The organism is Streptomyces sp. NPDC048718, from assembly GCF_043198875.1.
Classification (GTDB): Bacteria; Actinomycetota; Actinomycetes; order Streptomycetales; family Streptomycetaceae; genus Streptomyces.
The window spans coordinates 238,833-254,024 of the sequence record NZ_JBICVG010000002.1; the positions used below are offsets into that span (position 1 = coordinate 238,833).

The 15,192-nt window shown below is 71.3% G+C and carries 10 protein-coding genes and 2 pseudogenes; 1 reads left to right on the forward strand and 11 read right to left on the reverse strand.

Going from position 1 to position 15,192, the window contains the following annotated elements:
- Positions 1-120 precede the first annotated feature (120 nt).
- From ACGFRB_RS04110 to ACGFRB_RS04125, 4 genes and pseudogenes are all read right to left on the reverse strand, one after another.
- Complete coding sequence (locus tag ACGFRB_RS04110) at positions 121-1,488, reverse strand: MFS transporter (protein WP_363012668.1); 1,368 nt, start codon at positions 1,486-1,488, stop codon at positions 121-123.
- A gap of 440 nt (positions 1,489-1,928) precedes the next feature.
- On the reverse strand, positions 1,929-2,081 hold the full coding sequence (locus tag ACGFRB_RS04115) for a hypothetical protein (protein WP_393238695.1): 153 nt from the start codon (positions 2,079-2,081) through the stop codon (positions 1,929-1,931).
- Between the two features lie 519 nt (positions 2,082-2,600).
- A pseudogene (locus tag ACGFRB_RS04120) lies at positions 2,601-3,281 on the reverse strand (IS5 family transposase); the annotation flags it as partial.
- Between the two features lie 40 nt (positions 3,282-3,321).
- Entirely contained in the window at positions 3,322-4,749 is a 1,428-nt protein-coding gene (locus ACGFRB_RS04125) for a methylmalonyl-CoA mutase family protein (protein ID WP_393238698.1), read from the reverse strand.
- Between the two features lie 335 nt (positions 4,750-5,084).
- Here ACGFRB_RS04125 and ACGFRB_RS04130 point away from each other — a divergent pair.
- Positions 5,085-5,448 (forward strand): annotated as a pseudogene (locus ACGFRB_RS04130) (cobalamin B12-binding domain-containing protein); the annotation flags it as partial.
- A 94-nt stretch (positions 5,449-5,542) separates the two neighbouring features.
- Here ACGFRB_RS04130 and ddaH read toward each other — a convergent pair.
- The 7 genes from ddaH to ACGFRB_RS04165 form a co-directional block, all read right to left on the reverse strand.
- The gene (gene ddaH / locus ACGFRB_RS04135) at positions 5,543-6,397 is read right to left on the reverse strand and encodes a dimethylargininase (protein ID WP_393238701.1); all 855 of its coding nucleotides are present in this window, start codon (positions 6,395-6,397) and stop codon (positions 5,543-5,545) included.
- Between the two features lie 151 nt (positions 6,398-6,548).
- Complete coding sequence (locus ACGFRB_RS04140) at positions 6,549-7,319, reverse strand: thioesterase II family protein (RefSeq protein WP_393238704.1); 771 nt, start codon at positions 7,317-7,319, stop codon at positions 6,549-6,551.
- Entirely contained in the window at positions 7,316-7,519 is a 204-nt protein-coding gene (locus tag ACGFRB_RS04145) for an MbtH family protein (RefSeq protein ID WP_363003823.1), read from the reverse strand. Before ACGFRB_RS04145 ends, ACGFRB_RS04140 begins: the two co-directional genes overlap by 4 nt.
- Before the next feature lie 40 nt (positions 7,520-7,559).
- Positions 7,560-10,565, reverse strand: a complete 3,006-nt coding sequence (locus ACGFRB_RS04150; protein WP_393238708.1) for a type I polyketide synthase — start codon at positions 10,563-10,565, stop codon at positions 7,560-7,562.
- A gap of 11 nt (positions 10,566-10,576) precedes the next feature.
- A complete protein-coding gene (locus ACGFRB_RS04155; RefSeq protein WP_393238711.1) occupies positions 10,577-12,517 on the reverse strand; it encodes an amino acid adenylation domain-containing protein in 1,941 nt (646 codons plus the stop codon).
- A 257-nt stretch (positions 12,518-12,774) separates the two neighbouring features.
- Positions 12,775-14,352 (reverse strand): MFS transporter, encoded by a 1,578-nt coding sequence (locus tag ACGFRB_RS04160; protein WP_393238714.1) that lies wholly within the window; start codon positions 14,350-14,352, stop codon positions 12,775-12,777.
- Positions 14,353-14,542: 190 nt separating this feature from the next.
- Positions 14,543-15,133, reverse strand: coding sequence for a helix-turn-helix domain-containing protein (locus ACGFRB_RS04165; protein WP_363003831.1), 591 nt, complete (start codon positions 15,131-15,133; stop codon positions 14,543-14,545).
- Between the last annotated feature and the right edge of the window lie 59 nt (positions 15,134-15,192).

Here is a 15,192-nt window from a genome sequence, read left to right on the forward strand (position 1 = left end):
GACGGCGTGACGGCATGACGGAAGGGCCCCTCGGGAGGATGAGGGGCCCTTCCGTCGGTCCTGGCCGCGCCGTCGTACCCGCGTTGTGGAGGCGTGGGGCCGCGTGGGGCCGCCTGGGGGTCAGACCTCGGCGTGGGCCTTGGCGGCGGAGGTCCGGTCGTCGGCGACGTCGGCGAGGTCGCGGTGGCGGGTCTCGCGGGCACAGACGAGGGCGACGATCGTGAGGAGCGAGGCGGCGATCACGTACAGCGCGATCGGGGTGGAGTCGTCGTAGCCGTCGAGGAGCGCGGTCGCGATCAGCGGGGCGGGGGCACCGGCGGCGACCGAGGAGAACTGGGCGCCGATGGAGGCGCCGGAGTAACGCATCCGGGTCGCGAACATCTCGGAGAAGAAGGCCGCCTGCGGGGCGTACATCGCACCGTGCAGGACCAGGCCGACGGTGACGGCGAGCAGCAGGCTGCCGAAGGCGCCGTGGTCGATGAGCGCGAAGAACGGGAACATCCACAGGCCGACGCCGACCGCGCCGATCAGATAGACGGGCCGCCGCCCGATCCGGTCGGACAGCGCGCCCCACGCCGGGATGACGGCGAAGTGGACGGCGGAGCCGATGAGGACGGCGTTGAGGGCGGTCTGCTTGGACAGGCCGGTGTGGGCGGTCGCGTAGACGAGGATGAACGCGGTGATGACGTAGTACGAGATGTTCTCGGCCATCCGGGCGCCCATCGCGATGAGCACATCGCGCCAGTGGTCCCGGAGCACGGCGACCAGCGGCATCTTCTCGGCCTCGGCGGCGCCTGTCTTGCGCTCCTCGGCGGCGGCGAGCGCGGCCTTGAAGACGGGCGACTCGTCGACGGACAGCCGGATCCACAGGCCGACCATCACGAGGACGCCGGAGAGCAGGAACGGCACGCGCCAGCCCCACGCCCCGAACGCCTCGTCGGAGAGCAGCGCGGTCAGCGCGGACAGCACACCGGTGGCGAGCAACTGCCCGGCCGGCGCGCCGGTCTGCGGCCACGACGCCCAGAACCCGCGCCGCTTCGCGTCGCCATGCTCGGAGACGAGCAGCACGGCGCCGCCCCACTCGCCGCCGAGCGCGAAGCCCTGTACGAGCCGCAGCGCCGTCAGCAGCAGCGGCGCGGCGGAACCCACGGTCGCGTGCGTCGGCAGCAGCCCGATCGCGAACGTCGCCCCGCCCATCATCAGCAGGCTCAGCACCAGCAGCTTCTTGCGCCCGAGCCGGTCCCCGTAGTGCCCGAACACCAGCGCCCCGAGCGGCCGCGCGGCGAACCCCACCGCGTAGGTGAGGAACGACAGCAGCGTGCCGACGAGCGGATCGGAGTCGGGGAAGAACAGCTTGTTGAACACCAGCGCCGCGGCCGACCCGTACAAGAAAAAGTCATACCACTCGATGGTGGTGCCGATGAGGCTCGCGGCGACGATGCGCTTGAGCGAGCCGGGCGGCGTGGGAGCGTGTGTTGCGGCGGCCATGTGCACCACTTCCGAGCGGATACGGGGGGACGTTTGCGTGTCGCCACACCGTAGGAACGCCCAGGTCGACCGCGTATGTGGCGGGACACCATAGTTCGGGGTACGGGGGTGCGGGCGGGCACCATGTGGGGCGCGGCGGAAGCCTTCCGATCCGGTCGAGAGCCTCCTGAATGTCGGTCGACAGCCCCCACAGACTCATGTCAGGTATGGCAGTGGGTGCCCTGTTTTGACGGTGGGGTTCCGGCTCCCGTGCTGGTTGGGTGCTGACCTGAAAGCCCATGTCAGCACCCCTGCCCACCTCTCCCGTGCTGTCTTGGTGCTGACTACGGAGCATTTGAACTCGGGCATTCAGACACGGACCGGATGGCGATGGGTGATCGAATGCGTGCGGCCGACAACCCTCCCCGGGGGCTGCCGGCCGCACGTCTCATCGACTGGCGTCAGGCCACTGCGGCGAGCGCGTCGAACTCCAGAGGCAGGGTCAGCTCCGTCTGCCCGGCCTGAGCCACTCGGGCGCGTCGGTGCGCGCACGTCTCGAGCGTGATGCGCGGGTCGCGGTGTCCCAGCCACTCGGCCATGTCCGACATGGACACGCCCCTGGAAAGGCTGGCCGAGGCGAAGAAGTGCCGGAGCCAGCCGCAGATGGTCCGCGCCGAGGCAGGCCCCCGTCGTCCCGGACCTCGAGTCGGCAACCCGCTCCGCACCTTGCACCCGGCGCACCGTAGGCCGCCCCGCGCGTCACGGTCGGGCGTTGGCCCCGGCTGGGCCGGTGTTGCGCACCTTGCGAGCCCTCGGCGCAGTTGTACGAGCTAACGGCGGCGCCCCGCAACGGACCGGCCGGCGCCGTTCGCAGAGCGGAGAAGCGAATGACGGCGTGCGCTGAGCCGAAGATACCGGCCTGCAAAAGACTCGCCGGAACCGCTCGCGTCAACGGCGTGGACATCGTGGGGCCTGCGCCTCGGCATCGGTGGCCCCTGCGCGCGTGGGTCGTACGATCTCGTGCGGCTCTACACGGCCGACATCGTCGTCCGCTCAATCAGGTCTGGGAGTGCCTGATGGAAGGGTCCGCTCCGCTCACGCGGAACTGAACCGACATACGGCGTGCCGCTTCAGGACACGGTTCTCTCCACCACCCAGCGGTGACGGCCCAACCGTTGTGAGGACTCGATGCCCTTGCGCGCGATGCGGTGCTCGCGGAGCCGCCGGCGCAGGTGGTCGTAGTCGTATCCCTTTTCGCCGTGCAGTTTCGCCGGCTTCCGGCGCCGAGGGCCGCGGGCGGGAACGGATGGGCGGGATGCCCCGGACATGCGGCTCCGAACCCTGACTGTCGTGCGTGTTCGGACCGGAGATGCCCAGGGACAGCGGCAGTCCGTTCCGGTCGGTGATCAGGTGGATCTTCGATCCGAGTTTGCCGCGGTCGGTCGGATTCGGTCCAGTCAAAGGCCCCCTTTTGCTGCCCTCGGACTGACCGAGTCGATCGTGCACCGCGACCAGTCCAGCTCGCCTCGCGCTCCGAGTTCGTCGAGGATCACGCGATGGAGCCGGGCCCAGACCCGGTCCCGGCTCCACTGGGCGAATCGCCGGTAGACCGTGTGCCAGGCCGGGCCGAACACCGGCGGCAGTTGCCGCCGGGTGCGACCCGAGGTCGCCACGAAGATGATCGCGGCCAGAACCTCGCGGTCACCTGCTCGACGTCGGCCCCCGCCCTGCGACGTATCACCACTGTCGGCGGCACCACCCGCCGGAACAGCCCGCAACTCGTCCGGCACCAACCGCTCGACCAGATCCGCCATGAAAGAATCAAAGAACGATCACGCCATAAGAAACGACGTCTCAATCCTCCGGCGCCATCGCCTCGCGCATCTGCCCGATCGTGGCGCGGGCACGGGCGGCGTCGATCAGCGCCGGCAGCACATTGACCCCGGCCAGTGCGGCCTCTCGGAGCCGGGCGAGCTCGGGACCGCACTCACGGCGCACGACGGTCCTCTGGACGGCCTGCGGCGCCTCGTGACGCTCGCGGCGAAGAATCTCCTGCTCCAGCTCAGACCTGAGCTCGTCCTGGACGCCGACCTTCGGACCAGTGTCCCGGTACGCGAGCTCCTCGACCTCGCCCTCCAGCCAGCCGCTGCGGATGCAGCCCAGCATGCCGCCGCGGTCCTCGATCCGCTTCAGCCAGTCCTCGACCTCCACAGTCAGCTCTGTGGTGATCCGCTCGATCACCTCAGAGCCGCCAAGCGGGTCCACGTACTGGGCGACGTCGGTCTCCTGCGCGAGGATCTGATGGGTCCGCAGGGCGATCCGGGCACCGAGCTCGCCGGGCGTCTGGTGGGCCTCGTCGAAGCTGCAGATGTGCAGCGACTGGACGCCTCCGAGCACCGCGGCCAGCCCCTGCAGGGCGGCCCGGACCACGTTGTTGAGCGGCTCTTGGTGGGCGAGCGTCGAGCCGAAGGTGTTGACCTGGATGCGCATCTTCATCGCCCGCTCGTCGGTGACGCCGTAGCGCTCGTTCAGCCGGCGCGCGTACACCGACCGGGCGACGCGGAACTTCGCCGCCTCGGCCAGGAGTTCCATGTGGGCGCCGAAGATGAAGCTGAACCGCCGGGCCACCGCGTCGGCGGACAGCCCCCGGGCCATCATGCCCTCGAGGTAGGTCTCCGCGTCGGCGATGCCGCAGGCCACTTCGAGGCTGCGATTGGCGCCGGCCTCACGGGCGTGCCCGCCCGACAGTGAGACGCCGTTGACTCCGGGCAGCCGGTGGATGCAGTGCTCCAGCACGTCCAGCGAGTAGCGCATACTGGTGTCGATGTCGAAGACGAAGGCCTTGCGGGCAAGGAACTCCTTCAGCATCTCGTTCTGCAGCGTGCCGCGCAGTTTCGCCGGGTCTACACCCGATTCCTGGGCAACGACGATCCACATCGCCAACAGCATCGGCGCGGTGGCGTTGATGGTCATCGACACCGACACCTGATCGAGCGGGATCTCGCGGAACACCTCCGCCAAGTCGTCGACGGTGGCGATGGACACACCGGTGCGGCCGACCTCGCCGTAGGCCTGCGGGTCGTCCGGGTCGAGCCCGAGTTGGGTGGGCAGGTCGAAGGCGAGCGACAGGCCCGTCTCACCCAGCCCCAGCAGGTACTTGAAACGCTCATTGGTGGTGGTCGCGCTGCGCAGGCCCGCGAGCTGACGCATGGTCCACACTTTGGTGGTGTAGCCGGTCGGGTGGATACCGGCATCGAACGGGTACCGACCCGGCACGCCCATGGTTGCTCCTTCGGTTGACCGCTGCTGGGTGGCCCACGACGACCGGCTGCCGTCGAACACCCGGGATACGGGCGGTGCAGCGGGTCGGGCCGAGGACGACGGGGAACCGTCGTGTGTCCCATGCTCTCCCACCGGCTCGTCGATGATCACCGCCGGGAGCCGTCGTTTCGCCGCACTGCAGCGATGCGACGGCAGGGTATTTCTGACAATCCAGTCTTCCATGCCTATTCCGCCGGGCGCCCCCGCCAACCGTCGCCGGCCTGGTGAAGCTTGATCACGGCAGACACGACTCCGGAGGCACCACGACCACTGACCCCTCCGTCCGCGGCGAGCCGATCCGTGTGGTGATCGGCAAACCCGGCCTGGAGGGCCACGACCGCGGCGCGAAGGTGATCGCCCGGGCACCGCGGGACGCCGGCATGGAGGTCATCCTCACCGGGCTCAAGCAGACCCCGGAGTCGATCGTGGACGCGGCCGTCCAGGAGGACGCGGCGGGGATCGGCCTGTCCATCCTCTCCGGCGCCCACCTGCCGCTGTTCAAGGGGTCACCGAACTCTTCAAGGAGCAGCAGGCCGAGGACATCGGGGTGTTCGGCGGCGGGATCGTCCCCGAGGACGACATCCCGCCGTTCAAGGAACTGGGCGTGGCCGAGATCTTCGGCCCGGGCACCCCGCCGCCTCCATGGTCGACGGGGTCAGGGAGCGCCTCGGCCGAGTGGGCCGAGACGCCGTCCGAGTAGGCTGGCGAGGACGCCAAGGACAGCGGGAGCCCCGTACCGTCGCCGGGATGCCGGTCAGGCGGAACGCAGCTCCAGCGTGCAGCACTTGACGCTGCCCCCGGCCTTGAGCAGCTCGCCGAGCTCCACCCCGATCGGATTGAAGCCGCGCTTGCGCAGGGAGTCGATCAGGCCGGTGGCGGCCGACGGCAGCAGGACGTTCCGGCCGTCCGAGAACGCGTTCAGACCAAACACCGCAGCGTCCTCCTCGGAGGCCAGCACGGCATCGGGGAACAGCTCACGCAGGACCGCCTGGCTGCCGGATGTGAAGGCCTCCGGCCAGTACATGACCTCGTCCGGCGAGAGCACCGCGAGTGCGGTGTCCAGGTGGTAGTGGTTCGGGTTCACCAGCGTGAGGCTGGTCACCGGCAGGCCGAAGAACTCCTGCGCCTCGGCGTGCGCGCGTTGGTCCGTACGGAAGCCTGCGCCGGCCAAGATGCGGCGGCCGACCAGAAGCAGGTCGCCCTCGCCCTCGTTGATGTACTCCGGCCACAGGACGTCCTGGTAGCCGTTGCGGACGAACCAGTCCAGGTACGCGGGCCCTTCGGCGGTCCGCTCCGCGTGCCGGAACCGGGCGCCAAGGACCTTGCCGTCCACAACGGTGGCGCCGTTGGCCGCGAACACCATGTCCGGGAGGCCGTCGATCGGGTCGATCACCTCGATGGTGTGGCCGAGCGACTCGTACAGCTCGCGCAGCTGCTCCCACTGGAGCAGGGCGAGGTCGGTGTCGACCGGCTTGTCCGGGTGCATCCAGGGGTTGATGCGGTAGGTCACGCCGTAGTACTGCGGGCGGCACATCAGCAGGCGGCGCGGGACGGCCTTGCGGGCCCCGATCTCCCGGTGCATGCCGCTGATGACGTCGGTGAGGGGCATGGTCGATTCCTCCATGTGTCAGCGGAATGTGCGCTCGGCGCGGCGCGGGTGCGCAGCCGCGCGAGCAGCCCGGCGACCGGTCGGGCACGGGTAGTGCCCGACCGGGTAACCGGGGGGGTGTTGTCCGTGGGCGGGTCCGGGCCCGCCGCCGTCAGCGGCGCGCGGCGTCGGTGACGTCCGTCAGCAGCCGGAGCAGCCGGGCGTGCTGGGCGGGGTCGCGGAAGTAGAAGTGGCCGCCGGGCAGGATGGTGAGGGACGAGTCACTGGTGGTGAACCCGGCCCAGGCGGACAGGAGTTCGGTGGGGATGTCCTGATCGCCGCCGACCACGTGCAGCGGCACGCCCAGCGGCTCACCCGGTGCGTACTGGTAGGTTTCGTAGACGGTGAAGTCGGCCCGGTAGTAGGGCATGATCAACTCCAGCAGGGCCTGGTCCCGGGTGACCTCCGGGGGCAAGCCGCCATACCGCTGGTTGATGATCTCCAGCAGTTCACTGTCAGGCAGGTCGCGCACCGACGCACGGCCCCGCTTGCGATCGGGGGCCGGGCAGGCCGACACCACGAGCGCCGATGGACCGGGCAGCCCTGCCGCGCGCAGCGCCCGGGCGGTCTCGAAGGCCGTCAGCGCGCCCAGGCTGTGCCCGAAGAAGACCGCGGGCGTCCCGAACTCGGCGGACCGGACCAGGTCCTCCACCAGCTCGGGCATCGCGGTCAGCGGCGCCTCAGCGATCCGCGAGCCGCGGCCGGGGGCCTGGATCCCCCAGACCTCGGCCTCCGGCAGCTGCCCGGCCCAGCGGATGTACTCCCCCGGTGAGCCGCCGCTGTGCGGGAAGAAGTACAGCCGCACCGGCGTACCGTCGGGCCACTTGCGGCCGATCAGCCAGGGTGAGCCAACGCGACGGGCGCCGGGCCGGACGTCGGTCATCGCGCCGCCGCCTCTCGCCGGCTCAGCGGGCGCAGGTCTGTCCAGAGCCCGGTGATTGCGGTGAGGCACTCGTCACGGGTGCCTCGTGGGCCCGCGTCCGCCCAGCCGTCGGGCGCGGTCCGGTCCTCCGGCCAGAGCGAGTACTGGTCCTCGGCATTGCGGAGCACCCGGAACCGGCGGTCGGGGTTGTCGTCGAACATGGTTTTCCGATCGGTGAATTGGGCGGGTCTGGGCATCAGGTCAGCCGGCCAGGCGTTCCTCGACGGCTGCGGCGAGACCGGCGACCGTCGGTGCCAGGAACACGTCCCGGACGGACAGCTCGACGGCGAACTCGTCCCTGATCCACCCGGCGAGCCGGGTAGCGATCAGCGAGTCCCCGCCCAGGTCGAAGAAGTTCTCGTGGCGGTCGAGGTGTGACAGCCCGAGGATCTCGGCGAACGCGCCGGAGATCCGGCTCTCCGGACCGTCCCCGGCGAGCGCGGAGAGCGCCTCGGAGCCGTCCGCCGGGTCGGCCCCGACCTGCGCCGGACCAGGCTCGGCCTCGCCCAGGTGGACGGCGCCCGCCGCCGAGCGCCCAGGCCGGGCCGGCTCCACCAGGAACCGCCGCCGCTCGAACGGGTAGCCGGGAAGCTCGACCCGGTGGTGACCGCGGCCCCCCTGCATACGGGCCCAGTCGACGGCGACGCCCGCGAGCCACAGCCGTCCGACCGCGGTGAGGAACGCCTCGTGGTCGGAGGACTCGTCGTTGGGGTGGGGCAGGGACTGGATCACCCGGTGGCCGGCGCCGATGCCTGGGTGCTGCCGCGCCAACGAGGCCAGCGTCCGGCCCGGTCCGACCTCCAAGAGGATCCGGTCCGGGCCGTCGAACAGGGTGGTGAGCGCCTGACCGAAGCGTACCGGCCGCCGCAGGTGCGCGGACCAGTAGGACGGGTTGGTGACCTCGTCGGTGACCCAGTCGCCGGTGGTGTCAGAGAGGAAGGGGACCTGCGGCCGCTGCCGAGGCACTGCGGCGACTGCAGCCTCGAACTCCGCCATGATCGGCTCGACCAGCGGCGAGTGCCCGGCGGTCGCGATGTGCAGCAGGCGCCCCTCGATGCCCTGCTCCTTGAGGTCGGTCGCGAACTGCTCGATCAACTCCCTGCGCCCGGAGATGGTGCACCGGCCCGGCCCGTTGACCGCCGCGACCGAAAGGCCCTCCGGCAGTAGTACGGCGGCCTCGTGCTCGGGCAATTCGAGCGCCAGCATGGTGCCCTGCGGCAGGCCCTGCAGCAGTCGGCCGCGCTCGACCACCAGGCGGACGGCGTCCGGCAGGGTGAAGACCCCGGCCACGCAGGCGGCGGCCCAGGCGCCAAGGCTGTGGCCCACGACGGCACCGGGACGGATGCCCCACGAGCGCCAGAGCATGGCCAGCGCGTACTCGACCACGAACACCGCGGGCTGGCTCACCCGGATGGTGCCGAGCAGCTGTTCCGCCTCGTCGGAGTCGCTCCCGCGCTCCTGCGGGAAGAACACGTCCCGCAGGTCCAACCCGAGGGTCCGGGCGGCCAGTTCGCAGCCCTCGTCCAGCCGGCGGCGGAACTCGGGCTCCCGGGCGTAGAGTTCGCGCGCCATGCCGACGTGCTGGCTACCCTGCCCGGGGAACAGGAAGACCGGCACCGACACCTCGGCCGGGGCGGTGCCGCGGACCAGGCGGCCCGGTTCGCCGCCGGAGAGGATCCGCGCCGCGTCCGCGGTGTCCCGGGCAACGGCGAACCCGCGCACCCGATGGGCCGCGCGGCCCTGCTGGAGCGTCCAGGCGACGTCGCCCAGCGGCAGGGTGGGCCGCGCGGCGAGCCGGGCACCGAGCAGCCCGACCGCGGTCTTCAGGGTGGCCTCGCTGCGGGCGGATAGCGGGACGAGCTGCGGACGACCGTCCGGCGCGCGCTCCGGCCGGGCCGGCGGCTGTTCCAGGACGGCGTGCACATTGGTGCCGCCCAGCCCCAGCGCGCTCACCCCGGCACGGCGGGGCAGCCCGGCCGGCTTCCACTCGGTCCGCTCGGTCACCACGCTGAACGGGCTGTCCGCCCAGTCGATCTGCGGGTTGGGGTGCTCGAAGTTGAGGCTCGGTGGCAGGACACCATGCTCCACGCACAGGACGGCTTTGATGAAGCCAGTGACGCCCGCCGCGGCGTCGGCGTGGCCGATGTTGGTCTTCACCGAGCCGAGCGCGCAGAAGCCCCGGCCCTCGGCGCCGCCGGCCCGGAACGCCTTGGTCAGTGCGGCGACCTCGATCGGGTCGCCGAGCGGCGTACCGGTACCGTGCGCCTCGACGTAGGTGATCGTGGCGGGGTCGACCTCGGCCACCACGTGCGCGGCGCGGATGGCCTTAGCCTGGCCCTCCACGCTCGGCGCGGTGAAGCCGATCTTGTCGCCGCCGTCGTTGTTGACCGCGGTGCCGCGCAGCACCGCGTGGATGCGGTCGCCGTCCGCGAGCGCGTCGCTCAGCGTCTTGAGCACGACCACGCCCACGGCGCTTGCTCCGACCGTGCCGGCACCGGCCGCGTCGAACGCCCGGACTTTGCCGTCGCTGGTGACGATGCCGCCCTCGGTGTACGAGCCGCGCGGGGCCTGCGGGTGCACGGCGGCGCCACCGGCCAAGGCGATGGTGCACTCCCCCGCCAGCAGGGCCTGGGCGGCCAGGTGGATCGCGACCAGCGAGGTCGAGCAGGCGCTCTGCACGGTCGCCACCGGGCCCCGTAACCGGAGCTTGTGCGCGACCCGGGTGGCCAGGAAGTCGGGTGCGGTGGCCAGCCGGATCTGCCAGTCGTCCAGGAACGGCATCGCCTCACGCTGGGCTTCCAGGGCCGCCTGGTAGCGGGTAGTGCTGCCGCCAGCGAACAGGCCGATTTCGCCCGGGTAGGCCGCGGGGTCGTACCCGGCGTTCTCCAGCGCCTGGTGCACGCACTCCAGGAACAGCCGGTGCTGCGGGTCGGTGATCAAGGCCTCCCGCTGGGAGAAGCCGAAGAACTCCGGGTCAAAGAGGTCCGCGTCGTCCAGCAGTCCGTAGGCCGGGACGTACCCGTCCGCGCCGCCGGGGCCGTTGTCCGGGTCCCGGCCGATCCGGGTGATCGACTCGACGCCGCCGCACAGGTTCGTCCAGAACTCCGCCACGTCGGCCGCGCCCGGGAACCGGCCTGCCATGCCGACGACGGCGAGGAACGGGCTGTCGTACTCGGCTGTCGGTTCGGCGGCTGTCAGTTCGGTCATGCTGTTCTCCATCACTGTTCCGTCGGGGCTTCGGCCAGGCTGCGGCGGCGGGCCTGGGCCGCGCTGCGCAGCCGGGAACGGCCGCCGAGCCGGGACTGGCCGGCCACGCTCCCGGTGTCGGCGGCGGGCTGTGCCGGGGGCGCGGCCGGGTCGGCCTCCCCGGCCGAACCGCGGATGAGGAGGTAGCCGGCGAGGCTGCGCGGCGTGGGGTGCTCGAACAGCGCAACCAGCGGCAGGCCGGGCCCGTATTCGACGCAGAGGCGGCTGTGCACGTCGGCCAGCAGCAGCGAGTGGCCGCCGAGCTCGAAGAAGCCATCGTCCAGGCCAACGGCGTCCAGATGCAGCAGTTCCTGCCAGATCGCGACGATCTTCCGTTCTAGGTCGGTGCTCGGCGATCCGCCGGGCCGCTCGGCCGCGGCGGGGGCGGCCGAACGGTCGACGGGCGGCAGCGCCCGGCGGTCGACCTTCCCGCTGGCGTTGGTCGGCAGGGCCCCCAGCAGCACCAGGTGACGCGGCACCAAGTAGTCAGGCAGGGCTCTTGCCAGCTCGGCCCGCAGCGTGGCCGGGTCGCCCGGTCCACCGGCCGGCACCACGTACGCGACCAACTCCGGGTCGGCGGACGGCCTGGGAACGTGCACGCCCACGTGCGCGGCGGCCACCCCGGGCAGACCGAGCAGCACTCCGGTGACCTCACCGGGCTCGATCCGGCGGCCGCGGATCTTGACCTGGTCGTCGCCCCGGCCGGCGAACTCTACCGAGCCGTCCGGGAGTCGGCGCCCGAGGTCACCGGTGCGGTAGAGCCTGGCGCCCGGCATCACCGGGCGCGGGTCCGGGACGAAGCGCTCGGCCGTGAGGTCCGGTCGGCCCAGGTACCCGCGGGCCAGGCCGGGGCCGCTCAGGAAGATCTCCCCCACGACCCCGTCCGCGACAGGCGCCATCTCGGCGTCCAGGATGCGCAGTTCGGTGCCCGCGATGGGCCAGCCGATCGACGGGAGCGCGTCACCCGCCGCGTCCGGGGCGACCGCGCCGGCGGTCGCGACGACGGTGTTCTCGGACGGTCCATAGTTGTTGACCAGGACGAACGGCAGGTCGGCGGCCGGGCGCAGGTGCAGGCGGTCGCCGCCGGTACGCAGGACGCGCAGCGGCGCGTCGGCCGGCCAGGTGAGGCCGATCAGCCGCTCGGCCAACGGCGTGGGCAGGAAGGCGACGGTGATCCCCTCGCGCAGCAGCCAGTCCCGCAGCCGCGCCGGCACCAGCAGCGTCTCGCGGTCGGGTACCGCGAGCGACGCGCCGCAGGCCAGCGGTGGCCAAAGCTCCCAGACCGAAGCGTCGAAGCCCGGCGAGGCGATCAGGGTGCCGCGATCCTCCGGGCCCAGCGTCGCGGCCTCGCGGTCCCAGGCCGCCAGATTGGCCAGCGAGCCGTGCTCCACCAGGACGCCCTTGGGCTCACCGGTCGATCCGGAGGTGAATACGACGTAGGCCAGGTCGCCCGGCCGGAATTCCCGTTCGGAATTCATCGGCGAGTATCCGGACAGCTCCACGGCAGCTATGTCGACCACCTCGGCCCGGGCCCCGGAGAGCGCGCCGGCGAATTCTGCGGTGGTCAGCACCAGCGGGGAATCGGCCGCATTCAAGGCGCGTACCGAACGCTGCGAGAGGTGCTCCGGGTCGAGCGGGAGATAGGCGGCGCCCGACTTCAGTACGGCGAGCGCGGCCATCGCCAGCTCGGGGCCGCGGGGCAGACAAACGCCGACGATGATTTCTGGACCGGCGCCGCGCTCGGCCAGCCACGCTGCCAGCCGGTTGGCCCGTTCGTTGAGCTCGCGGTAGCTGGTCACCCGGCCGCCCTGAGACAGCGCGGGAGCCTCGGGCGTCCGGGCGGCCCAATGCTCGAACCTGCGGTGCACGGGATCGGCCGCGTCCCCCCGGTCGATCGGATGCGCGTCGACCACAATTCCCCCAAACTTCTCCCGAATCGAGTCCACTAATCATCGATCGAGATTTCTAAATAGCAGATCGAATGCCATGAGTCGGCATCAGGAATTCAATATAGCGAGGGCCCGTCGAGCTGGGAAGTGATAGCGATCACAGCCGTTCGGGCCTTTCCCCGGCGCACGCGAAAAAACGCCTCCCCGAACTCGCGACGGGGGAAGCGCGAGGTCGGGGAGGCGGCTTTGGGGTAGGTCGCCGGACAGGGCGGCGCGAGGTGCTAGTTGGCGGCACCAGCCTTGGTGGGCTCGGCCGCGGTGGCCGGGGCGGCGGCCGGAGGTGCGGGCGCCGGACGCACCAGCAGAACGGCGAGCGCGCCGACGGCCGCGATCACGGCCGCTACAGCCCAGGAGTGCTGCAGACCGTGCGCGAAGGTGTCGGAGACGGCCTCCACCAGCGTCTTCGGCTGGACCCCTTCGAGCGCGGGGACGGTCCCCTCGGAGATGGCGTCCACCGCTTGCCGGGCCGCGTCGGCGCCCACGCCGAGGCCGGCGAGCCGTTCCCGCAGGGCGTCGTGGAAGCCACCCGCCTGCACCGCGCCGAGGACGGCGATGCCGATCACCGTGCCGAACTGCATCAGGGTCTGGATGGTGCCGGAGGCCGCGCCCGCCGAGGTGGGCGGGACGGAGCCCAGCGCGGTGCTGTTGTTGTGCGGGATCGCGATGCCGAGGCCGGCGCCGATCAGCACCAAGGCGACGCCCACCAAGGCGAACGGGGTGTCAGGACCAGTGAAGGCGAGGCCCGCCAGGCCGATCATGCCGGCGCCGAGGCCGGTCACAGTGATCGTTCGGGGCTTGAACGTGGCCGCGAGCTTGGCGGCGTAGCGCGCCGCCAGGGCCATGGCCGCGGCCGCGGGCAGGAAGCCCAGACCGGCCTTCATCGGCGAGTAGTCGAGCACCTGCTGCAGGTACAGCGACAGGAAGTAGAAGGCAGTGGAGAGCGAGCAGCCCAGCACGAAGGCGGTGGCTCCGGCGGCGGCGAAGACCGGCAGGCGGAACAGCGACAGCGGCAGCATGGCATGCTCGGCACGGCTCTCGACCACCAGGAACGCTGCCAGGCCGAGGGCGGCGACCGCGAACGCGCCGATGATCAGCGGCGAGCCCCAGCCTCGGGAGCCACCCTCGATCACCGCGAACGCCAGCGAGAAGGCCCAGACGATGCCCAGGACCACTCCGGCCACGTCGAGGCGGCGGCCGCGCTGGGCCTGGGTGACGGGGAGAGCCTTCGCGGCGCAGAACAGGACCACGGCGCCGAGCGGCAGGTTGATCCCAAAGATGGTCCGCCAGCCGGCGAGGTCGACTAACGTGCCGCCGATCACAGGGCCGAGGGCGACCGCGATGCCGGAGAGCGCACTCCAAAGGCCGAGCATCTTCACCCGCTGGGCCGGGTCCGGGAAGAGGTGGGCAATCAGGGCCATGCAGCCCGGCACCAGGACGGCCGCGGCCGCGCCCTGGATGGCCCGGCCAGTGATCAAAACCCCGAGGTTCGGGGCGCCGGTGCAGACGGCGGAGCCCACCACGAAGAGCGTGACGCTCAACAGGAGTGCCGTCCGGTGCCCGAGCCGGTCGGAGATGAGGCCGCCGACCAGGAGGAGGCCGGCGAAGCAGAGCGTGTAGGCGTCGACGGTCCACTGGAGACCGGAGAGCGAAGCCTGCAGGCCGTCCCGAAGGGCCGGGAGCGCGACCATACTGATCGACAGGTCGAGCATGGCGAGGAAGGCGGCACCGAAGAGGGCCAGTTTCGCGAGGGGGGAAGGCGGCGGCGTAGCGGCCGCAGCGCCGGATTCGGCGGCAATCATGGGGACTCCCTGATGGGCGGCGGCCGACGGCCGCCACTGCTGTGACGTGATACGTAGTTTTGCAAAGCATTGTGGTTTGCAAAAGACCTTGTCAAGGCCTGACCTGCCGTCAATCGCCGCACGAGCACACGGCCATGCCAGCGGGCACGCCTCGGAGAAGGCGCGTCCGCGGGCAGGAAGTGAGGTGGCGTCAGCGACCCTCAGGCCGGTCCTCGCTGGGCGTCGAGGGCAGGATCGGGAAGATCCGGCTGATCACGGCCACCGGCGCGGCCTCCGCCGGCCGCGTGGAAGGCAGCCACTCCCGCGCCTGGTACGGCGCCAGCAGTCGGCGCACCTTCTCGCCGAGCGCGGCGATCTCATCGGGCGTCAGGTACAGGACGGAGCTGAATGCATCGTCCCGCCGCCACTGCTCGGGCGCCTGGTCGCGCTCGGCGAGCCAGCGCCGGAAGCTCTCGTCCTCCAGCCCACGGGTGAAGCACGAGAAGGTCTCGGGACTCTCCGTCTGCTCCGCACCCTCGTCGGTCCGGGCCGCGCCGCCGCGCAGCCGCCACGGCCGTGCCCGGCCACCGCTCTGCGGGACCTCCTCGATCAGCCCGGCCCGGCCCAGCTGACGCAGATGGAAGGAGCAGAGCCCAGAACTGTGACCCAGCCGCCGCCCGGCCTCGTTGGCCGTCAGCGACTCCACCTGCCCGAGCAGCTCGATCAGCGCGGCCCGCACCGGATGGTTCAAGAGCGGAACGGCGGAGCTGTCCGAGTTACCTGCTGCATGGCTGGAGTTCATGTTGCCAGGGTCGCCCTTTGCAAAGTAACGTGTCAAGTGGCCCAGTTGACCGACCCTTC